The organism is Zavarzinia sp. (assembly GCF_049306435.1).
In the GTDB taxonomy this organism is placed as follows: Bacteria; Pseudomonadota; Alphaproteobacteria; order Zavarziniales; family Zavarziniaceae; genus Zavarzinia.
Genome location: NZ_JBAQRT010000329.1, coordinates 1 through 21,117, shown reverse-complemented (window position 1 = coordinate 21,117; position 21,117 = coordinate 1). Strand labels below are relative to the sequence as shown.

Here is a 21,117-nt window from a genome sequence, read left to right as displayed (position 1 = left end):
GTTCCGCCTCGCGCTTCCGCGCTTCGGCGCCCGCCTCGCGGGCGGCGACGGCGACCAGCCGCTTGGCTTCCGCCTCGTCCTTGCGCTGGGCGATGGCGGAGGCGCGTTCTTCCGCCCGGGCCTCGATGACGTCTTCCCGGGCTTTCCGCCGCGCGACGGTCTCGATGCAGGGCACCATCTCGTCGTTCTGCCACTCCTCGCGTTCGCGATGGATGGCCTGGTAGATCGCGGGCCGCTCGTCGCTGTTCAGGGCGTAATCGCGGTAGCGAACCTCCGCCATGAAGTCGGTGATTTCCTTGTCCGTGATGCCGGTGTCGCAGAAGTGCCGCTCGAAGACCTTCATGTTGAACAGGATCGTGTGCAGCATCGGATGCCGCAGATCCATGGTGAAGGGCTCGTGCAGGCTGCCTGTGATGACTTCATAGGCGGGGAAGTAGAACAGATCCTTGTCCTCGGCGCCCGCGGTGGCCAGAAATTCGTCCATGGCGCTGCGCAGGATGGCCTTCGACACCGCGCTGGCGACGATGCAGGCCTTGCCGCGGAAGGTCGCCATCAGCGGGATCGGCGAGACGGTGAAGACGATCCTGGCACCCGGCCGGTGCTTGCGGATCAGGCTATATATGGCGGTGATGTTCGCCAGGCTTTCCGCCTGATCGATCATGCGGAACTTGTGGCGTGACGGATCATATTTGTCGGCGGGCACGGCGCGCCAGAAGACCTCGCCCGTTACTTCATCATACCACACCTCGGACAGGCCGAGGGTGATGATGAAGAGATCGCCCATGTCGAAGAGTTCCTTGGTGCGCAGGCGCACCCCTTCGTCATAGCCGAATTCGGTGGCCTTGTAGTCGTGCCACAGCTCGACCTGCGGCTTGCGGTTCTCCCAGGCCCATTCGAACTGCTGGCGGATGGCATAGGTGTTCACGATGCCATCGCCCATGCGCGAGACATAGGCGATGGCATCCCGCCGGGTCGCCACGTTGTAACCGATCGAGTTCAGATAGCGGCTGATGTTGTTGGCGAAGCAGCTGCCGAAGGCGATCACCGTGCGGTCGGCGTTGATGAAGGGCTGCTTCGGCATCAGGCCATTGAACGCGAAGGCGTCGAGGTTTCTGTCGGCGAGCAGTTCCAATTCTCCGGGCCAGGTCCCGGGGGCGGCCAGGGGGGCGTCCGGGGCGATGCTCTCCGCCAGTCGCCGCATCGCGAGGCCCGCCTCGATATCGGCGGCACGGACCTGGACATGGGCCGCAGCCAGCGCGTCATCATCGAAGCCCGCGCCATAGGCCCGGGCAAAGGCCGCCTGCAGCAGGCTGACGGTGTGATCCGCCAGGGTGCGCCGGTCCGCCGTGTAGGGATAGTTGAGCCCGGCGCTGACGAGTTCGAAGGCCGGAAAATAGCCGAGACGTTCGTCGGCGGAAGAGTGCTGGCGATAGACTTCATCGACCGTGCTGCGCAGCGTGGCCTTGGCGGCGGTGACGGTGATGGCGGGGGCCTGATCACCCTCGACCCGGGCCGGCGGACAGGGCGAGGCCAGAAGGACGATATGGCTGGTGGGCCGCGCGGCGCGCAGCAGTTCGTAGGATCGATTCAGATCCTCCACCATCTCGGCATGGAGTGCCCGCCCGGCGGAACATTCCGACAGGGCCAGCACGATAATGTCGGCATCGGCGATGGCGGCGGCCATCGCCGCGCTCTTCTTCGATTGCGCCTTGCGGCTCTTGGGGGCGAGGGCGGATTCGATGGTCTTGCGCAAGGTCTCGGGGCTGCGGGCGTCGGTGCCGCCGGCGGCATCGAGCACGCTCAGCCCGTGGTTCCGCGAAGCAGCGGCGAGCAGGGGGGCGATGTCCTCGCCAAGGATCAGCACATTCTCGCCGCCGGTGCTGGGTGACGACTCCGGGACCCACCCGCTCAGGAAATAGCGGGAAACGGCGCCCGGCGAATGCAACTCCTGCCGCTGAGGATGGAATGTCGTGGTGTCGCCCCGGAAGAAACTGCTGGCGAGGGTGACGCTCTTGCCATCGATCGTGACGCTGATCTGGCCGTCCGAGCCGCTGCCATCGTCGTCATCCACGGCCTGGCTCGAAGTATCCGCCTCATACTCTCTCGACATTCGGTGTGCCCCCCCCAGGGCTGGCGTTTCGTCAGAAGCCGCCGCGCAGTGTAGCAGACGATAAAGAAGGATGCGTACTCCTGCCTGCCGGGCATCGAAGACTTTGCGGTATCCGCTATCTCACGCTAGTTTGCTGGAAATAGGGTGCCGTTCGAAGCGGACGGCGACAGCGGGGGCAGGGTACAGATGATCTATGTCAGCTTCGGTCTCGAAAAGGCCGGCTCCACCCTGACGGCCAATCTCACCCGGCATCTGCTCGAAACCGCGGGCCATCCCCATATGCCGCTGTCGGCGCAGGATCGCGGCGATATCAAAAGCAATGGCAATTACGGCCGCCACGGCGAATTGACCAACAATGTCAACGACTGGACACCGGATGTGGTCGCGGCCATGGATCGCCTGATCCCGGACGGGCGGATCGTCTTGCTGCGCACCCACGCGGGGCCGGGGGCGGAGATCCTGAAGCTGATCAACGAGGGGCGGGGCCTGTGTCATGTCGCCCTGCGTGATCCGCGCGACATCATCCTGTCCATGCTGGATGTCATCTCGCGAAAGGAAAAGCTGGGCCGGCCGAACCGGACGGGCATTCGCCTCGGCGACGTCACCAGCGCCTTCGAGCCCCTGCAGGTGAATCTCGAATCAGCCTATCAATGGGGCACGGCGCGCGGAGTGATCTTCCTCGATTATGAAAACACCGCTTTCAACGCGGATATCACCATCGCCGCTATCTGCGAACAACTGGGCCTTGCGCTGCCGCGCGAAAAATATGCGACGGTCTTCGCCGAGGCGGCGGCCAATCCCAATGGCAAGCTGAATGTCGGTGTCTCGATGCGCCATCGCCGCGAGATGAGCGCGAGGGACCAGGAGGCCGTGCTCGCTCATTTCGCGGATTTCTACGCTCGTTTCTATCCGAAGGCCACCGTCGTGATCGAAGACGGCCCGCTGGCGGAAAGCGCCTGACGCGCTTTTCCAACGCCGATCAGGTCCGACGGTTGCGGACTCTCGCCTCGCGCTCGGCCATGCGTTCGGCCTTGAGGTCGATGCGTGCCTTGCGGGCCGCTTCCTTCCGCTCCTGCACGGGGTCGTGGACGATCGGCGGCGCCCCCTCGCGGCCTGGCCCGAAGGGGAGCGCCGGCCGGCCGGTTTCGGTCACCGGATCGAGACGCCAGATCTTCTGCTTGCCGGTGAAAAGCGCGCTGTCGGTGATCGCGTAGCCGATATCGGTGAACAGTTTCTCGATTTCTTCCGAGGTATAATCGTTCCGCCAGCGTCCAGGCTTGAGATCTCGTCTCGCCGAACGGGCCTCGTTCACATTGTAGGAACAGAGAAGCGGCTTTCGCCGCCCGACGATCGATTTCAGCAGCGCCACCGGATCGTTGATATATTCGAGCACGCCCATGAGGGCGACGACATCGACCTCGTCGATCCATTCGGTCGGCAGCGCTTGCTGGTTCAGGTCGACGACCCGCGTCCGCGCGTCGCGCGCATCCATGTCGACCGGAATGTAACGACGCGGTGCCGCTTCATCCTCCAGATACATGGCGCCGCAGCCGACGTCGAGCAGGGCGAGGCCGGGTGGAATCATCGAAGCGGCGATCGAGGCGCGCACGCGCCATTGTTCGGACAGCAAACGCCAGTCCACGCCCTTGCGACCGGTGGCGAGCCAAGCCCTGTATTTCTCGATCTGGCGCTCGCCCCGGGAGGTGTAGGACTTGAGCTGGGCCTCGATGCCCGGCTCCAGCCACCAGGCCGACGGGTCGGCTTCTGGCGGCAGCAGCAGGCAGGCCGCCGCGGGGCCGTTGGCCGGAAATACCTTGAGGGTTACCTGATAGCCCGCCGCGTCGGCGATCGCGTCGAATTCCTCCGCCGTGTAGGTCCGGCTCCACCCCGCCTCGAGAATCGGCCAGTCCGCCGGATCCCCGGCGAGACACAGGATGCAGACCACGGGCAGTCCCGAGGCCCGGAACGTCGACAGTTCCGCGCCGAGGTCGCTGGAAAATTCCGCGGCGCCGAGGAAGGCGACGAGGTCGGCGTCCCCGGCGCTGGCGCTGGCGCTGGCCACGCCCTCGATCATGCCCAGAAGCGGCCATTCGCCCTTGCTGTGGTCGAACACGCGCAGGCCCTTGGGCAGGAATTCGCTGGCGATGACGCAGGTCATCTCACGCAGTACAGCGGCGTTGATGCTCACGATGGCTCTCTCTCGCTGGCGCCCTGTCGCCCGGCGATGCGGCTGGCCCGTTGCAGTTCACGCTCCCGCCGCAGTTCCGCCTTGCGGGCGAGGCGCGCCTGCCGGTCCTCGACGTCGAATTTGGCCGGGTCTTTGGTCCGGGCGGCCCAATCCGCCAGCATGGCGTCGATATAGTGCCGGAGCGGTCCGCTGTCCTCGAGGCCAAGGGCGCGGTCGAGGCGTTTGGCCTCGCCGAAGACGGCGGCAAGATCATCGTCGGTCAGGCCGGTCCGGCAGAAATAGCGCTCGAACGCCTTCATGTTCACGTCGAGAACATGGAACAGGGGATGACGGAAATCGTCGCCGAAGGGCCGGTCGAAACATTGGGTGACCACTTCATAGGCCGGGTAATAGAACAGCTTCGGGTCGGCCGGATGACGCTCGCGGTATAATTCGTCGATTGCCGCGCGCAGCAGGGCCTTGGAGGCGGCATTGGCCGTCACGCAGGACACCGGGCGGAAGGTCGCGCTCAGGGGAATGGGTGAGACAGTGAAGACGATCACCGCTTCCGGCCGATGCTTGCGGATCAGGTCATGGATCCGCCGCAGGTTGTCCAGCGTCTCGGCCGAGGAGGCGACCCTGAACTTGTGGCGCGCCGGGTCGAATTTCTCGTAAGGCACGGCCCGCCAGAACACTTCGCCCGTCGGCTCGTCGTACCAGATCTCGGACAGGCCGAGGGTGATGATGAAGACATCGGCGGCATCGAACAATTCGCGGGTCCGGACTCGGACCTCCTCGTCATAGCCGAATTCTTCGGCCTTGTAGCCGTGCCACAGCTCGACGCTGGGCGACAGGCCCTCCCAGGCCCATTCGAACTGCTGGCGGATGGCGAAGACATTGACGATGCCGTCGCCCAGCTTCGAGACATAGGCCTTGTCGTCCTTGCGGGTGGCGACATCGAACCCAAGGTTGCTGAGATAGCGGCCGATATGACCGGCGAAGCACGAGCCGAAGGCGACGATGGTCGTGTCCTGGTCGATGAAGGGCTCGGCCGGCATCCAGCCTTCCAGCACCTGGAGGGCGAGACCCTCGGGCGCCGCCATGCCGGCCCGCATCGGCAGGAACCGCGCGCCTTCACCCCGGTAGAACGTGTAGTTGAGGCCGAGTTTCGTATCCCCCAGCCGCACTTCCACCCGGCCGTCCACAACCTTGCCCTGATCGGCCGTGGTCGTGTCGCCGGTCGCGGAATCGCTCATCGCCCTGCCCCCCTGATGCGCGCCGATCATAGCGGCGAAGGCGCCCCCTGCGAATTGAAATGTGCCCGCGGCTTCCAGTCCACCGGAAGGTGGATTGTCGCTGCCGGGCCGAAGTCCGAGGCTTTTCAACATCGAAGTTGGCTTAATGAAAAGGACGCGAAGATGGAAGCTATTCACCTGCCTTCGACCGCGACGCCCGAAGAGGTCGCCGCCACCCTGCGCGAACATGGTTACGCGATCGTCGACAATCTGGTGCCTGAGTCCCTGATGGATCGCATCGAAGCCGAGATGGGGCCCTATATCAACGCCTCGCTCTATGGCGATGACGGTTTCGTCGGCAAGCTGACCAAGCGCACGGGCGCGATGATCGCCCGTTCCCCCGCCGCGCGGGAGCTGATCATGAACCCGACGGCGATCGGCGCCGCGGGCGATTTCCTGAAACATGCGACGACGTTCCAGCTGCATCTGACCCAGATCATCAGCGTCTTCCCGGGTTCCAAGGCGCAGCCCATTCACCGCGATCAGGTCGCCTGGGATTTCTTCCCCTTCCCGCCGGACTATGAAGTCCAGTGCAACCTTCTGTGGGCCATGACCGATTATACCGAGGAGATGGGCGCCACGCGCCTCGTTCCCGGCAGCCATCGCCAGCCCGACAAGGAATACACCGTCGAGGATTCGATCCCGGCGGTCATGAAGCGCGGCTCCGCCCTGTTCTATACCGGCAAGATCTATCACGGCGCGGGCGAGAACAAGTCGGACCGGCTGCGCCAGGCGATCAACATCACCTATGCCGTGGGCTGGGTGCGCCAGGAAGAAAACCAGTATCTGACCACGCCGATCGAAATCGCCCGCACGTTGCCCGAGGACCTGCTGAAGGTCATGGGCTACCAGATGGGTTGTTTCGCCATGGGTTACGTCGGCGATTTCGAGGATCCGATGACGGTCCTGCATCCGCCGGCCGAGCGCAGGGTCCTGAACACCGAAATCATGGCGAAGAAAGCCGGCTATGTCGGTGACGCCAGGAAGCTGCTCGTCGACAGCACCACCGCCTGAATCCGGAGTCCCAGATCATGATCACGCGCACCAATCCCGACGTCGGCTATCTCGCGGCGGATGTCTTCGATGCCTTCGCCTTCCGCCAGTCGGTGCGGGCGGGCGACACGGTCTATTACGCCGGTGTCGCCCCCCTGAAGGGCTCACTGGAAAGCCTCGACCTGGTGGGCACCGGCGACATGGCGGCCCAGCTCGTCTATGTCCTCGATGTCATCGACGCCTGCCTGAAGGCCGATGGTCTCGATCGCACCAAGATCGTCACCTGGACCTTCTACACGACCGACATCAAGGGTTTCATGGAGGTGATGCCCGCCATTCTCGGCCCCTGGGTGGGCGAGCACCGGCCGTCGTCGACCACGGTCGAGGTCCGGGCCTTCGTGCATCCCGACCAGCTGCTGGAAATCACCGCGATCGCCGTCGACGCCTGATCCCGTCGGCGACAGGAGACAAACCATGTTCAAATCGCTCATCGGCCGCAGCGTGATCGTCACCGGCGGCAGCAAGGGCATCGGCGGCGGGATTTCCCGTGGCTTTGGCGCCGCCGGCTCCCGCGTGCTCGTCGTCTCGCGCAATCTCGCCGAAGCCGAGGCGGTGGCTGAGGACATCCGGGCGGCGGGCGGCACGGCCTCGGGCTTTGCCGCCGATGTCTCCACCCTCGACGGCAATCGGGGCATGGTCGATCGCGCGGTCGAGCTTTACGGCGGTCTCGATATCCTCTGCGCCAATGCCGGCATCTATCCGGCGGCGATGATCGAGGACATGACGGTCGAGGAGTTCGACCGGGTGATGAACACCAACCTGCGCAGCACTTTTCTTTCGACCGCCGCGGCGGTGAAGGCGATGAAGGCGCGGGGGCGGGGCCGGATCATCATCACCTCCTCGACCACGGGGCCGGTCACCGGCTACCCCGGCTGGGCGCATTACGGCGCGTCCAAGGCCGGTCAGCTGGGCTTCATGCGGACGGCGGCGATCGAACTCGCGCGCTATGGCATCACCGTGAACGCGGTGATCCCGGGCGCGATCATGACCGATGGCCTCGCCGGGCTGCCCGAGGAATTCCTCGGCCGGATCACGGCGGCGGTGCCCCTGAAGCGCTTCGGCAAGGTCGAGGAGATCGCCAATGGCGCGCTCTTCCTCGCCAGCGACGAGGCGGCCTATGTCACCGGCCATGCCCTGTCGATCGACGGCGGCATGACCCTGCCGGAATTCGAAATGGCCCTCGACGAGAGCGCCAGCCTGACCTGATCGACTTACCGCCCCCCCCCCCCCCTAAGCAGGCACACGACTTCCCAACCCCCGGTCCCGGTGACCGGGGGTTTTTCTTTGGCCGGTGATCGGGCGGGGCGATCGTTTGGCATGTGAATTGCTTATTGAAAATAATCTAAATCGCAACAGCCGAAGCCGGGGAGCGAAGCGGGCCGGAGCCGCGGGCGAAGTGCAATTGTACGAGTGAAGGAGTTTGTCCCATGCAGATGGCCGATGACTACCTGTCCACGTCGATCGTCGACGAAGCCATTCGTTTTGCCGCCTCATCCCTCGATGCGCCGGCAAGCATCTTCTGCTGGTTCGACACGAACGCGAGCATCGCCGATTACACCACGGCCGGCGTCAGCAAAGGCCTGATGGACGATTACCTCGACGGCCGCTATGTCCATGATCCGCTGAATGTTTTCGAGATCACCTGCGGTGTCGCCGATGTCGCCTTCCTGGCGACGGAGCGGGCGCGATGTCCCGAGGAGCGGAACCGCCTCCACGACGACTTCCTCCGCCGCTATGGCATTCACGACGAAGTGAATTTCATCTTCCGCAACGATGGCGTGCCTTTCGCCCTGCTGGCCGTGCTGAACGGGCCCTGCGCCGAATGTTTCTCGTCGCGTCCGTTCAACTGGGACGCCATGCGGGAATATCTGGAATTCAATCTGAAGATGCACCCCCGGGTGCGTGCCGCCCGGCAGGGCCGTCTGCTGGCGCTGCGTTATGGCCTGACCCCGCGCGAGATCGAAGTGGTGGATCTGCTCAAAAACGGGGCGTCGAATTTGGCCATTGCCCAGATCATGGGCATCGGTCTCGCGACCGTGAAAACCTATGTCATCAACATCCTGAACAAGCTGGGCGTTGAGAATCGTGCCGCCATCATCGCCTTCCTGGCGCGGATCCAGCTGCCCTGAGTTCCGCGCGGTGATCAAATCGCAGGCAGTCGCGATCCGCCGATGTAATCTATAAGATCTCCGCCGCCAAGATCCGTTCCACCCTAAGGTGGATTGCGACGGATCGGCCCCGGGCCCCACGCTTCCCCTACCAGATCGTAGCGGAAGAGGAGCTACCCGATGACGGCCTTGCCATCGAGTGACGTGAATGCGCCCGAAGGCCTGTCGGCCCAGGCGGGTCCCTGCCTCGATATCGTCGGCCTGTCCAAGCGCTTCGGCGGGGTCTATGCCGTGCGCGATGTCTCGCTGCGCTGTGCCGCGGGCGAGATCCTCGGCCTCATCGGGCCGAACGGCGCCGGCAAGAGCACCCTGATCAACCTGATCACCGGCACCCTGCGGCCCGATACGGGCAAGGTTACCATGGACGGCCGCGTCATGAACGGCCTGACGGTGCCGGAATGCGCAAGGGCCGGCATCGGCCGCACCTTTCAGAACATCCGCCTCTTCGCCAATCTCGACGTCCGGCAGAATGTCGAGGTCGCGCATACGACGGCCTCGCGCCACCGCGAGGGCGGGCCGGCGTTGCACGAGATCGACGACCTGCTCTCGCGCATGGGCCTGCTGCCGCTCGCCGATCGCCTGGCGACGACGCTGCCCTATGGCCTGCAGCGGCGCCTTGAAATCGCCCGGGCGCTGGCCCTCGCGCCATCCTACCTGCTGCTCGACGAGCCGGCGGCGGGCATGAACGACGCCGAATCCGAGCAGCTGGTCGACCTGATCCAGAAAATCCGCGACGACTTCGGCTGCGGCGTCATCGTGATCGAACACGACCTGCGTTTCATCCGCCGGGTCTGCGAGCGGGTCGCCGTCCTGCACATGGGCGAGATCCTGACCATCGGCAGCCCCGAGGCGGTGCTGCAGGACCCCCGCGTGATCGAAGTCTACATCGGCGCCGCGTCAGAAGACGAAGCCGCCTGAATCCCCCCTCGACCAACAGGAGCGTGACCATGAAGCCCGGTGATCCCATGAAATGGCTTGGACTTTCCCTTTGCGCGCTGCTGCCGGCGACCAATGCGGGCGCGGCCGAGATCCTGAAGATCGGCGCCCCTGAATCGATTTCCGGCGACTGGGCGCCCTATACCGCCGCCCATGGCCTGCGCTGCATGGCCGAACTCGTGAACGAGGCGGGCGGCGACTACAAGATCGAACTCGAGGTGAAGGACAGCAAGAGCGAGCCGCAGCTGGCGACCGCCCTCGCCCAGCAGATGCTGGACGACGGCGTCGTCGCCGTCTCGGGCACGCCCGCCTCCGACAGCCTGATCCCCATCGCCCAGCTCGCCGCCGGCTATAACGCCATCACCTTCTCGGCGATGAACACCCAGGTCGAGATGTTCGCCACCGGCCTTGGCAATTTCGTGACGACGGCGGTTCCCGACCCGTTCAATGCCGCCGCCACCGCCAAGGTCGCCTATGATCACGGCGCGCGCACGGCCGTCCTCTTCGTCTCCGACGCCGCCGGCACCTGGACGCGGGCGCTGCCGGGCTGGTTCGGCGAAGTCTTCGAGAAGCTGGGCGGCAAGGTCACCGGCACCATCGAATATCCGGGCTTCGGCATCACCGACTGGTCACCCTTCATCTCCAAGCTGAAGACGATGAACCCGGTGCCGGATGCCATCCATATCTCCTCGATCAATCCCGATGTTGGCGTGCTGATCCGCCAGCTGCGCGCGGCGGGCATGGATACGATGGTGCTCGGCTCCGATGGTTTCGACGACGCGACCCTGGCCAGCGTCGCCGGCGGCGCCGCCAATGTCGACGGCAAGGTCTTCTTCGCCGCCCACGGCTTCCCGACGCCGGGCGGCTCGCTGGCGGTCTTCCAGGCCGAATGCGCCAAGCGGGGTTACGAGATCAACGGTGCCTTCTTCGGTCTCGGCGGCGACGTGATCAAGCTGCTGGTCGGCGCGGCCAAGGCGGCCGGCTCGACCGATCCAAAGGCCATGCTCGAGGCGATCTATACCAAGGGCCCGTTCGAGATCGTGACCGCGCCCACGATTTCCTTCGATAACCCCTGGCATTACCCGGTGAAGGAAGTGCCGGTCATGGGTTTCAAGGATGGCAAGCCCGTCCTGATTTCCTCGACCGTGCCGACCGACGTGCCGCACTTCAAGAAGTGACGGCGATGCTGGAGATCGATGGGGTTTCCATCAACTACGGCCCGGTCAGCGCCGTGCGTAATGTCTCCCTGAAGGTCGAGAAGGGCGAGATCGTCGCCCTTCTCGGCCCCAACGGGGCGGGCAAGACCTCGCTCCTGTCGGCGGCGATGGGCCTGCGGCCGCTGGCCGCCGGCAGCATCCGCTTCAAGGGCGAGGACATGCGCCGGCTCGACACCGAAAGCCGGGTGCGCCGGGGCCTGACCCTGACCCCCGAGGGGCGCAAGGTCTTCGCCAATCTGACCGTCCTCGAGAATCTCGACCTCGGCGCCGCCACGCGGGCCAGGGGCGCGGATTTTCACGCTGACATCGAGATGTGCTTCGAGCTGTTCCCGATCCTCGCCGAGCGCCGGCACCAGACCGGCGGCAGCCTGTCGGGCGGCGAGCAGCAAATGCTGGCGATCGCGCGGGCGCTGATGAGCCGGCCGTCGCTCCTGATGCTGGACGAGCCGTCGCTCGGCCTCGCGCCGCGCATCGTCGGCCAGATCTTCCGCCTGATCCGCGACCTGCGCCAGCGCGACCTGACCATTCTCCTCGTCGAGCAGAATGCCCATGAAGTCCTGCGCTTCGCCGACCGGGCCTATGTGCTCTCGACCGGCGAATGCCGCTACGCCGGGCCCGCCGCCCGGCTGCAGGAAGCGGGCGCCTTGATGCAGGCCTATATCGGCGAACTCGTCGCCTGACGCCGAAAGGATATGCCATGGATTACCTGATCGAACAGGCGCTGAACGGCTTCAGTATCGGCGCGCAATATTCGCTTCTGGCGCTTGGCCTCGCCATCGTCTTCTCCGTCATGGGCCTCGTCAATTTCGCCCATGGCGAATTCATCGGTGTCGCCGGCTATGCCATGTTCGCCATGGCGGCCATGGGCATGACCGATCCCTGGCTGCTGGTCGTCTTCGCCATGGCGACGGTCACCCTCGTCGCCCTGGTGCTGGAGCGGGTCGCCTTCCGTCCCGTCCGCAACGCGCCGCCGACCACCGGCTTGCTGACCGCCTTCGGCGTCGGCATCATCCTGCAGAATCTGTTCCTTCTCATGGTCTCGCCCCGGCCGAAGGCGGTGCCCGAGCTTTCCGCGCTCAACCAGACGGTCGAGGTCGCCGGGCATAATTTCACCATTCTGCAGTTCCTCGAGGTGGGCGTGACCTCGGTCGCCATAGCGGGGCTCGTCTGGTTCCTCAAGGGCACGCGCATCGGCCTCGCCATGCGGGCGGCGGCCCTCGATTTCACCACCGTGCGCCTGATGGGGATGCGGGCGAACCGGGTGATCGCCACCGCCTTCGCCATCTCGGGGCTGCTCGCCAGCATCGCCGCCATCTTCTTCATCGCGCGGCGCGGCGCGATCGATCCCTTCATGGGGCTTCTGCCCGTGCTCAAGGCCTTCGTCGCCTGCGTGCTCGGCGGTTTCGGCAGCCTGCCGGGGGCGGTCGTCGGCGGCCTGTTGCTGGGGCTTGTCGAGGTTTTGCTGATCGTCCTCCTGCCGGACAAGCTGGCGGGCCTGCGCGATGCCTCGGTGTTCCTCATTGTCGGCGTCATTCTCGTGTTCCGGCCGCAAGGCATTCTCGGGCGCCGCGTCGAGCTGGGAGACAAGACCGCATGAACACGATCGCCTTCGCCGAGCGCACGCGCGGCAGCCGGCCGTTCCTCGACGCCCGCCTCGCCGGCAACCTTCGGGGTTCCCTGTGGCTGGTCCTGATCGCCGCCGCCATCGGCCTGTTTGTCATGGCCTTCGGCAGCCCCTTCATCATCCGCCTGACCGCGACCGCCTTCATCAATCTGATCGCCGTCGTCGGGTTGCAGATCTTCATGGGCAATTCCAATGTCGTGAACATCGGCCATGCCGGGTTCATGGCCTTGGGCGCCTATTTCACCGCGATCTTCGCGACACCCGTGATGATCAAGGCGAGCATGATCCCCAACGCACCCTTCGGCCTTGCCGGGGTCGAGGTCGGGGCGCTTTACGCCTTCCTGATCTCGGTCGCGCTCACCAGCCTGATCGGCCTCCTGACCGGCCTCGTCCTGGTACGTCTCGCCGGTATCGCCGCCACCATCCTGACGATTTCGATCCTCGTCATCGTGCAGGGCGTGCTCGTCACCTGGACCGACCTGTTCCGGGGCGCGCAAGCCTTCTTCGGCATTCCGAAGGTGGTCGGCCTTGGCCTGATCATCGTCGCGGCTGCGACCGTCCTCGTCGTCGCCCGGATGTTCAAGGGCTCCCGCCTCGGCGTGCAGCTGCGCGCCAGCGCGACCGATCCGCTCGCCGCCGAGGCGATGGGGGTCGACGTGAAGCGCCTGCGGCTCATCGCCTGGGTGCTGGGCTCGGCCGTCGTCGGCTGTGCCGGGGCGCTCTACGCCCTTTACGCCGGCACGATCAACGCCCGCGCCTTCTACTTCCATACCGCCTTCCTGACCCTGGCCATGGCCATCGTCGGCGGGATGCGTTCGGTCACCGGGGCCATGGTCGGCGTCGCCTTGCTCACCGTCCTTCTCGAGCTGATCCGCGTCGTTGAAGGCGGCATCACGGTCCTCGGCATCGCCTTTCCGGAAATGCTGGGCCTGTCGGGCCTGATGCTCGGCGTCATCATCGTCGCCGTCATGTGCTTCCGCTCCGATGGCTTCATGGGCGGCTACGAGATCGAGGAGGTCTTCGCGATGCTCCGACGTCGCCTCGTGGCCGGAAAGCGGGAGGGCTGACATGCTGAAGGGCAAGACCGCCCTGGTGACCGGGGCCGGGCGCGGCATCGGCCGGGGCATCGCGCTGCATCTCGCCGCGCTCGGCGCCCGGGTCGCGCTGGTCAGCCGGACGACCGAGCAACTGACCAGCCTCGAAGCCGAAATCGCGGCGGCCGGCGGCAGCTCTGTCGCGATCGCCGGCAGCATCGCCGACGAGGCCGGGGTCGAGGCGGTGGTGGGGGCGGCCTATGCCGCCTTCGGCCGGCTCGACATCCTCGTCAACAATGCCGGCATCGTCGAGGAGGCCGCCTTCCTCGACATCTCGATGGAGAGCTGGCAGCGGGTGATCGGCACCAATCTGACCGGCAGTTTCCTGATGATGCAGCGCGCTGCCCGGCGCATGAAGGATCACGGCGGCGGCGCGATCATCAATATCGCCTCGATCGATGCCCGAGGTTACGACGGCCCCCAGGCGTCCTATGTCGCGTCGAAGGCCGGCCTCGTCGGCCTGACCCGGGATGCGGCGACCTCGCTCGCCCGCCACGGTATCCGGGTGAACACCGTCAGCCCCGGCTGGGTGCGGACGCCCATGGTCGAGAATTTCCTCAATCCCGAACAGCTCGACTACATGCTGCACAACTTCAACCGGGTGCCCATGCGCCGCCTGGTCGAAGTCGGGGAAGTCGCGGCGGCCGTCGCCTTCCTGGCCTCGGACGTCGCCTCGGGCATCACGGGCATCGATATCCCGGTCGATGGCGGCACGCTGGCGACGCTCGGCGTCTTCGAATCCCTGCCGGGACAGGGCCCCCGGCATGACGAGACCGGGGAACGCGCCCCGTCCGCCGGCGGGGAGGCCTAGCGGCCGCCGCGCCGGGCCGCCGTCGCCCGGGCCGGCTCGTCGGTCACGATGGCGTCGACGCCAAGATCGATGATGCGGCGGTACATGGCGATCGCCTCGCGCCGGGGCTTCACCGGGTCCTCGGCATCGGCGAAGCCGCCGACGAAGAGCCGAAGCCCGGCGCCCCGGGCATCGTCGACGATGGTCGAGGCGGGCATGGCGCCGCCGTCGGCATAGGTGCCCTGGACGTCCTGGACATCGACCAGCACGGCATCGGCGAAATTGCGCACGGCGCGCAGGCCGTCCGGCGTCTGATAGTCGCCGAAGGTACGGCGGTCGCCGGTCTGGGCGGCATCGCCGGGCCTCCCGGTCGAGGGGCCGAGCACGAAGACCCGCGGATTGCCGCCGGTCGCCCCGAGACGGGCGAAGCTCGACGGCTCGCTGGTGCCGATCATCACGTCGGGCGAGCCGGTCAGCCGGTATTTCTGCAAGGTCGCCAGCAGGCGCGGCTCCATCGGCCGGCCGCGCGCGGCATGGATCGCCGTGTCGTGCAACACGATCAGCAGCGAGATCCGCCGCCGACGCTCCATTTTCCGCCGCTCGACCAGGACCAGCAGGTCCTCGAGAATCGGCGCCGGGAACATGCCGTCGAAACGCGTGCCGCGACCCGCGATGGGTTGGGTCGCCGTCAGTCGGGCATAGTCGCTGTAGAAGGTGAGATCGATCGGCCGGCCAACCGGCGCCGGCTCGCCCTTCAGCGGCGCGGGCGCGGGCAGGAGGGCGGCTGCGTCGGTGTTTTCAGCCAGATTGCGGGCGGTGCGAATCACCTGAACGCCATCCGCCGTCTGGTAGACATCGACGCGGAGCCCATCGGCCCCTTGCGCGATGGCGAGATCGAAGGCCGCGAGGGTCCCTTCGGGGAAGGTGACGGCGGCGCCGTCCCGGGCGAAGACCTGCACCCCGTCTGCCTTTGCCGCCACGGACGCAAGGCCGGACGAGAGGGCAACCAGGCCGGCAAGCAGCAAGTGCCGAAGCATGACCGGCTCTCCACATCAGACAAAACTGCGCCGACCTTAACCGACCCGGCCGGATCTATGAAGGTCGCGATTGCGTGATTTTGCCCCGATGCGGCGTCGGGCCGCGCTTTCGCCGGAAATACCGCGTTTGCGAACGATTTTGTCAGTTGCAAACGGGCGCCGAGTTTGCACACTCCCGCACCATAAGCCGGGCGTTGCGCGAAGCCGGCGTCGAAATCTGGGGAGAAGGCCATGAAGCCGCCATTCCGCAAGGTCAACTATCTGTCCAACGAGATCGGGATCGAGCGCCGCGACAACGGCGAGATGATCCTGCGCCTTGCCGAGCCGCTGGCCGATTACGACCACAACATGATCGTGCCGCTGCGCAAATGGGCGGCGGCGGAACCGGACACCCTGTGGCTGGCCCAGCGCAGCCCCGAGCGGGACTGGCGCAAGGTCACCTATATCCAGGGCCTCGGCTATGTGAACGCGATCGCGGCGGCCATGCTGGCGCGCGGTCTCGGTCCGTCCGATGCCGTCATGGTCCTGTCGGGCAATTCGATCGAACATGCCCTGATCATGTATGGCGCCATCGCCGCCGGGGTTCCCGTCAGCTCGATCAGCCAGGCCTATTCGCTGATGTCGATGGACCATGCCAAGCTGGTCTATGTCTTCGACATGATCAGGCCGAAGGTCATCTTCGTGCAGAACGGCCGCTTCTTCGAGGCGGCGCTGACCAAGCTGAACCTCGACGGCTGCGAGATCGTCTATGTCCAGGACGCGCCGGGCAGTCTGCCGGCGACCGATTTCCGCGACCTGCTGGCGACCCCGGTCGGCCCCGAGGTCGATGCCGCCTTCGAGGCCCTCGGCCCCGACAGCGTGTGCAAATATCTCTTCACCTCGGGCTCCACCGGGATGCCCAAGGCGGTGATCAACACCCACCGGATGCTCTGCGCCAATGTCCGCATGGCGAGCCAGCTCGTGCTCGATCAGGCGGTCTGGCGGGCGGCGGAAGGGGCGCCGGTCGCGGTCGACTGGCTGCCGTGGAGCCATACCTTCGGCGGCAACGCGAATCTGCATGGCGCGCTCTACAATGGCGCCAGCCTCTATATCGACGACGGCCGCCCGCTGCCCGGCCTGTTCGACGAGACGATCGCCAACCTGCGGGAAATCTCGCCGACAACCTATATGAACGTGCCGGTCGCCTATTCCATGCTGCTGTCGGCGATGGAAAAGGACGAGGTCCTGGCGAAGAACTTCTTCGCCAGGCTGAAATTCTGCGCCTATGGCGGCGCCGCCCTGTCGCAGGACCTGTGGGAGCGGTTCCAGGTTCTCGCCGTCAAGGTGACGGGCGAGCGGGTGATCTTCACCACCGGCTGGGGCGCCACCGAAACAGCGCCGGTCGCGACCAGCGTGTTCCGCGAGTCGGAGCGGGTCGGCATGATTGGTCTGCCGCTGCCCGGCGTCGAGCTGAAGCTGGTGCCGACCGCCCATACCTATGAGGTCCGGGTGCGCGGGCCGCTGGTCACCCCCGGCTATTACCTCGATCCGCAGAAGACGGCGGAGGCTTTCGACGAAGACGGCTTCTACCGGATCGGCGATGCCGCCAAATTCCTCGATCCCGAGCATCCCGAGCTTGGCCTCGTGTTCGACGGCCGGGTGGCGGAGGATTTCAAGCTCGATACCGGCACCTGGGTGCAGTCGGGTCGGTTGCGGGTCGATCTGCTCGGTGCCGCCGCGCCGGCTATCCAGGATGCCGTGATCTGCGGTCACGACCGGAAATTCGTCGCGGCCCTGGCCTGGCCCAACTGGGTCGGCCTGCCCAAGGTGGTGACGGACGAGGCGGCCCTCGGCTCGCTCGACACCATGCTGAACTCCAGCCAGCTGGTCGAACATGTCCGCCAGGGTGTCCGCGCGCACAACCGGGCCAATCCGGGATCGTCCACGGTCATCCGCCGGGTGCTGTTCATGGCCGAGCCGGCCAGCCTCGACGGCGGTGAAATCACCGACAAAGGCTACATCAACCAGAAAGCGGCCTTGACCCGCAGGGCCCATCTCGTCGAAAAGCTCTATGCCGATCCGCCGGGGAATGACGTGATCGTGATCTGATGGGTGGTGTCCGGGGCCTATGGATATAGAACTGTTCGTCCGCGCGCTGATCGTCGGCTATGTCGTTGCGGCGCCGGTCGGACCCGTGAATCTGGTCTGCATCCACCGGACATTGCATATTAGCCGGGTGAACGGCTTCATGGCCGGGGTTGGCGGCGCGCTGGCCGACGGTTTGTTCGCCGTCATCGCCGCCTTCGGCCTGACCGCGATTTCGGACTGGATGCTGGCCCATGACGGCTGGATGCGCCTGTTCGGCGGCTTTTTCCTGATCGGGCTTGGCCTTCGCACCTGGATCACGACGCCGAAGGATCGGGAACTCAAGGCCGACGAAGGCTCGATCCCGCACGCCATGGCGGGCACCTTCCTGCTGACGGTGACCAATCCGATCACCATCCTCGGCTTCGCCACGGTGTTCGCCTCGACCGGGCTGGCCGGCGACGGCTCCCTGGCCGGGGCGTCGCTGACCGTGGCCGGCGTCTTCGCCGGCTCGGTGCTGTGGTGGCTGACCCTGGCCTTTCTCGTCGGCCTGCTGCGCGGCCGGCTCGAGGCCCGGGGCCTCGTGCTGATCAACCGCATCTCGGGGGCGGCGATCATGGGCTTTGGCCTCTGGGCCCTGGCCAGCCTGATCTATCACCCGCTGTTCGCCGCCTTCCTGCCGGCGGCGAATTGAACTTCAGCCGCCGCGGACGATGAATTTCGGGTTGCGGAACTCGGGCTTGCCATAGGACAGCGCCGCCCCTTCGAGGGTGGAAACCGTGCCGCCGGCCGACAGCACGACGGCATGGCCCGCCGCGGTATCCCATTCCATGGTCGGCCCCATGCGGGGGTAAAGGTCGGCCGTACCCTCGGCCACCAGGCAGAATTTCAGCGACGAGCCGGCGGCGACCATCGAGGCGACCGGAAGATCGGCCAGGAATTCGTCGGTTTCCTTGTCGCGGTGGCTGCGGCTGGCGACCACGGTGAGACCCGAGGGCGGCACCGGGCGGACCTTGATCGGCTGCGGTGGCAGGCCCTGCTTCCGCACCATGGCGGTGCCGGTGCCGTGACCTGTATGGATCCAGCCCTTGGCCGGCGTGTACACGACGCCGAGGATCGGGATGCCGTCCTCGATCAGGGCGATGTTCACGGTGAACTCGCCGTTTTTCTTGATGAATTCCTTGGTGCCGTCCAGCGGGTCGACCAGCCAGAAGCGGTGCCAGGTCGCGGGATTGCCCGGCGGTAGCTGCCCGGCCGAGGCCGCTTCCTCGCCGACGATGGGAATATCCGGGGTCAGCTTCATCAGCCCGGCGGTGATCACGGCTTCGCCCGCGACGTCGGCATCGGTCACCGGATCATTGGCGCCCTTGGAGCGGACATCGAAATCGGTCTCGTAGATCTTCATGATCTCGACGCCGGCGGCGACGGCGAGATCGGCGATGGCGACGATCAGTTCGGCGCGGGTGGCGGTGTCGAGACGGGGCATGTCAATCCGATACGAGGGTCGAAAACAGCTGGAAGGTTTATAATGGTCCCCAACGCCAAGGCAATGTGAGAAAGCCTCACGCCCGGTCTAATAAGCGATCGCCGCCAGCGCGTCGCGTAACGGCGCCGCCAGCGCCATCGGCCGCCGGCTGTCGCGGTCGACATAGACATGGATGAAGAACCCCTCGGCAGCCGCCACCGTCTCGCCGTCGCGAAACAGGGCGATTTCGTAACGGACCGAGGAGGTGCCGAGCTTGCCGACCCGGATCCCCGCCGTGATCACATCCGGAAAGGCGAGTTCGGCGTGATAGCGGCAACCGGTCTCGACCACGAGGCCGATCTGGCCGCCCTTGTGGATATCGAGCACGCCGCGCTCGATCAGCCAGCCGTTCACCGCCGTGTCGAACAATGAGTAATGCACGACGTTGTTCATGTGGCCGTAGATGTCGTTGTCCATCCAGCGGGTGGTGATGGTGCGAAAGGCCCGGAACTGGTCACGGGTGGCGGGGGGGATACGCGAACTCATGAAACCTCCGGCTTACCAGGCGGCGCGATAGATCGAGAGGGCGTCGCCTTCCGTCACGGCCCGCGGATTGTTCACGAGCAGGCGCTGCTGCTTCATGGCGTCGCTCGCCAGCCGGGGCAGGGCATCCTCGCCGATGCCGACATCGCGCAGGCGCGGCTGCAGGCCGATCCGGGCGGCGAGCAGGGTCAGTTGCTCGATGAAGCCGGCGCAGCGGCTCTGCGCGCTGTCCTCGGCGGCCAGCATCGGGAAGGCATCGGCCGCGATCTCGGCGTAAAGCCCCGCCGCGTCCGGCGCGTTGAAGCGCAGGACATGGGGCAGCATCAGCGCGTTCGACAGGCCATGCGGGACATGGAACAGGCTGCCCACCGGATAGGCGAGGGCATGGACGGCGGCGACCGGCGAATTGGCGAAAGCCTGGCCCGCCAGCATGGAGCCCAGCAGCATGGCGCCGCGCGCCTCGATATTCTTGCCGTCGAACACGGCTTTCTCGATGTTGGCGCCGATCAGCCGCAGGGCCTGGCGCGCCAGCATCCTGGACAGCGGGTTGTTGTTCGGGCTGGCCGAGGCATAGGCCTCGATCGCATGGACCATGGCGTCGACCCCGGTCGCCGCGGTGATCGCCGGCGGCAGGCCGAGGGTCAGCAGGGGATCGAGCACGGCGATATCGGGCAGGATCACGGGGGAGGAGACGCCGCGTTTTTCCTCGGCGCCCACGGTGATGATGGAAACCGGCGTCACTTCCGAACCCGTTCCCGCCGTGGTCGGCACCAGCAGCAGCGGCAGGCGCGGCCCCCTGGCATTGCCGACGCCCCAGGCCCCATCCAGTTCCTCGGCCGAGCCGAGCAGCAGGGCGGCGAGTTTCGCAACATCGAGGGAGGAGCCGCCGCCGAAGCCGATGACGCCGGTCACATCCCCCGCCCGCCCGGCGGCGACCGTCGCGTTCAGCGTCTCCAGCGAAGGATCGGCCTCGACCGTGTCGAAGACGGTGAGGGCAATGCCGGCGGTTTCGAGCGCCGCCAGCGCGGGATCGCACAGGCCGAGACGGCGCAGGCCCGGATCGGTGACGAAGAGAATGCGGGGGCCGAGGCGCTTTGCATGATGCGCAAGCCTCGTCGCCGCGCCCGCCTCGAAGACGATGGACGGCGTCGTGTTGAAGATGAACCCGGACATGGCGCGGCTCCCCCAGAATCGTTTTGTCGGACGTCTTGCGTCGTTATCGGCGGACTGTGACGCGACACGGCGGGCGGATCAACCGCCGCCCGGCGCATCAGGCTCTTGCAGCGATGCAAGACGGGCGCGCAGGCGCGGCGCCGAGAAATCGACGAAGGCGCGCAGCTTGGCGGCCACCAGCCGGCTTTCGGGATAGACGAGATGGACGGGCAGGGGCGGCGGCTCGAAATCCGCCAGCACCCGGACCAGGCGGCCGGCCCGCAGGTCGGCGTCGGCCTGATAGGACAGCACGCAGGTCACGCCCCGGCCCTCGACCGCCGAGGCGACGGCGGCCATGGCGTCATTCACCTCGAGCGGCGGGCTGAGCGCGATCGTCTGCGC

The 21,117-nt window shown here is 66.1% G+C and carries 20 protein-coding genes and 1 pseudogene; 13 read left to right on the top strand and 8 right to left on the bottom strand.

What is annotated here, in order from left to right; translation table 11 throughout:
* Positions 1-2,110 (bottom strand): GSCFA domain-containing protein (locus WAZ62_RS19005; RefSeq protein WP_422645105.1); only part of this gene is annotated, 2,110 nt, incomplete at its 3' end.
* A 144-nt stretch (positions 2,111-2,254) separates the two neighbouring features.
* Here WAZ62_RS19005 and WAZ62_RS19000 point away from each other — a divergent pair.
* Entirely contained in the window at positions 2,255-3,070 is an 816-nt protein-coding gene (locus WAZ62_RS19000) for a hypothetical protein (RefSeq protein ID WP_422645104.1), read from the top strand.
* A 19-nt stretch (positions 3,071-3,089) separates the two neighbouring features.
* On the opposite strand, the gene WAZ62_RS18995 is transcribed toward WAZ62_RS19000, so the two are convergent.
* Positions 3,090-4,298 (bottom strand): hypothetical protein, encoded by a 1,209-nt coding sequence (locus WAZ62_RS18995; RefSeq protein ID WP_422645103.1) that lies wholly within the window; start codon positions 4,296-4,298, stop codon positions 3,090-3,092.
* Positions 4,295-5,533: a GSCFA domain-containing protein gene (locus tag WAZ62_RS18990; RefSeq protein ID WP_422645102.1), complete on the bottom strand. Its 1,239-nt coding sequence runs from the start codon at positions 5,531-5,533 to the stop codon at positions 4,295-4,297. The genes WAZ62_RS18995 and WAZ62_RS18990 overlap by 4 nt, the downstream gene beginning before the upstream one ends.
* 162 nt (positions 5,534-5,695) lie before the next feature.
* On the opposite strand from WAZ62_RS18990, the gene WAZ62_RS18985 reads away from it, so the two are divergent.
* The 10 genes from WAZ62_RS18985 to WAZ62_RS18940 all read left to right on the top strand — a co-directional run bounded on the left by WAZ62_RS18985 (position 5,696) and on the right by WAZ62_RS18940 (position 14,475).
* On the top strand, positions 5,696-6,586 hold the full coding sequence (locus WAZ62_RS18985; RefSeq protein WP_422645101.1) for a phytanoyl-CoA dioxygenase family protein: 891 nt from the start codon (positions 5,696-5,698) through the stop codon (positions 6,584-6,586).
* Positions 6,587-6,603: 17 nt separating this feature from the next.
* A complete protein-coding gene (locus tag WAZ62_RS18980; RefSeq protein WP_422645100.1) occupies positions 6,604-7,014 on the top strand; it encodes a RidA family protein in 411 nt (136 codons plus the stop codon).
* A gap of 25 nt (positions 7,015-7,039) precedes the next feature.
* Entirely contained in the window at positions 7,040-7,831 is a 792-nt protein-coding gene (fabG, locus tag WAZ62_RS18975; RefSeq protein ID WP_422645099.1) for a 3-oxoacyl-ACP reductase FabG, read from the top strand.
* A 221-nt stretch (positions 7,832-8,052) separates the two neighbouring features.
* Positions 8,053-8,754 carry a response regulator transcription factor gene (locus tag WAZ62_RS18970; protein ID WP_422645098.1) on the top strand — a complete coding sequence of 234 codons (702 nt, stop codon included), beginning with the start codon at positions 8,053-8,055 and terminating at the stop codon, positions 8,752-8,754.
* A gap of 159 nt (positions 8,755-8,913) precedes the next feature.
* Complete coding sequence (locus tag WAZ62_RS18965; RefSeq protein WP_422645097.1) at positions 8,914-9,711, top strand: ABC transporter ATP-binding protein; 798 nt, start codon at positions 8,914-8,916, stop codon at positions 9,709-9,711.
* Between the two features lie 29 nt (positions 9,712-9,740).
* Complete coding sequence (locus WAZ62_RS18960; RefSeq protein WP_422645096.1) at positions 9,741-10,907, top strand: ABC transporter substrate-binding protein; 1,167 nt, start codon at positions 9,741-9,743, stop codon at positions 10,905-10,907.
* A gap of 5 nt (positions 10,908-10,912) precedes the next feature.
* Complete coding sequence (locus WAZ62_RS18955; RefSeq protein WP_422645095.1) at positions 10,913-11,626, top strand: ABC transporter ATP-binding protein; 714 nt, start codon at positions 10,913-10,915, stop codon at positions 11,624-11,626.
* A gap of 17 nt (positions 11,627-11,643) precedes the next feature.
* Positions 11,644-12,543, top strand: a complete 900-nt coding sequence (locus tag WAZ62_RS18950) for a branched-chain amino acid ABC transporter permease (RefSeq protein WP_422645094.1) — start codon at positions 11,644-11,646, stop codon at positions 12,541-12,543.
* Positions 12,540-13,637 carry a branched-chain amino acid ABC transporter permease gene (locus tag WAZ62_RS18945; RefSeq protein WP_422645093.1) on the top strand — a complete coding sequence of 366 codons (1,098 nt, stop codon included), beginning with the start codon at positions 12,540-12,542 and terminating at the stop codon, positions 13,635-13,637. Before WAZ62_RS18950 ends, WAZ62_RS18945 begins: the two co-directional genes overlap by 4 nt.
* Before the next feature lies 1 nt (position 13,638).
* Positions 13,639-14,475 (top strand): SDR family NAD(P)-dependent oxidoreductase, encoded by an 837-nt coding sequence (locus tag WAZ62_RS18940; RefSeq protein ID WP_422645092.1) that lies wholly within the window; start codon positions 13,639-13,641, stop codon positions 14,473-14,475.
* Here WAZ62_RS18940 and WAZ62_RS18935 read toward each other — a convergent pair.
* Positions 14,472-15,491, bottom strand: coding sequence for a glycerophosphodiester phosphodiesterase family protein (locus tag WAZ62_RS18935; protein WP_422645091.1), 1,020 nt, complete (start codon positions 15,489-15,491; stop codon positions 14,472-14,474). The two genes, WAZ62_RS18940 and WAZ62_RS18935, sit on opposite strands and share 4 nt — an antisense overlap.
* 228 nt (positions 15,492-15,719) lie before the next feature.
* Between WAZ62_RS18935 and WAZ62_RS18930 the strand changes: the two are divergent.
* Together WAZ62_RS18930 and WAZ62_RS18925 are read left to right on the top strand one after the other, a co-directional pair.
* Positions 15,720-17,579, top strand: a pseudogene (locus WAZ62_RS18930) (AMP-binding protein); the annotation flags it as partial.
* Positions 17,580-17,598: 19 nt separating this feature from the next.
* Entirely contained in the window at positions 17,599-18,249 is a 651-nt protein-coding gene (locus tag WAZ62_RS18925; protein WP_422645090.1) for a LysE family translocator, read from the top strand.
* A 3-nt stretch (positions 18,250-18,252) separates the two neighbouring features.
* On the opposite strand, the gene cysQ is transcribed toward WAZ62_RS18925, so the two are convergent.
* The 4 genes from cysQ to WAZ62_RS18905 form a co-directional block, all read right to left on the bottom strand.
* Complete coding sequence (gene cysQ, locus WAZ62_RS18920) at positions 18,253-19,041, bottom strand: 3'(2'),5'-bisphosphate nucleotidase CysQ (RefSeq protein WP_422645089.1); 789 nt, start codon at positions 19,039-19,041, stop codon at positions 18,253-18,255.
* 87 nt (positions 19,042-19,128) lie between these two features.
* Positions 19,129-19,566, bottom strand: a complete 438-nt coding sequence (locus WAZ62_RS18915; protein ID WP_422645088.1) for an acyl-CoA thioesterase — start codon at positions 19,564-19,566, stop codon at positions 19,129-19,131.
* Positions 19,567-19,578: 12 nt separating this feature from the next.
* A complete protein-coding gene (locus tag WAZ62_RS18910) occupies positions 19,579-20,736 on the bottom strand; it encodes an iron-containing alcohol dehydrogenase (RefSeq protein ID WP_422645087.1) in 1,158 nt (385 codons plus the stop codon).
* A gap of 78 nt (positions 20,737-20,814) precedes the next feature.
* A partial coding sequence (locus tag WAZ62_RS18905) for a LysR substrate-binding domain-containing protein (protein ID WP_422645086.1) occupies positions 20,815-21,117 on the bottom strand: 303 nt, incomplete at its 5' end.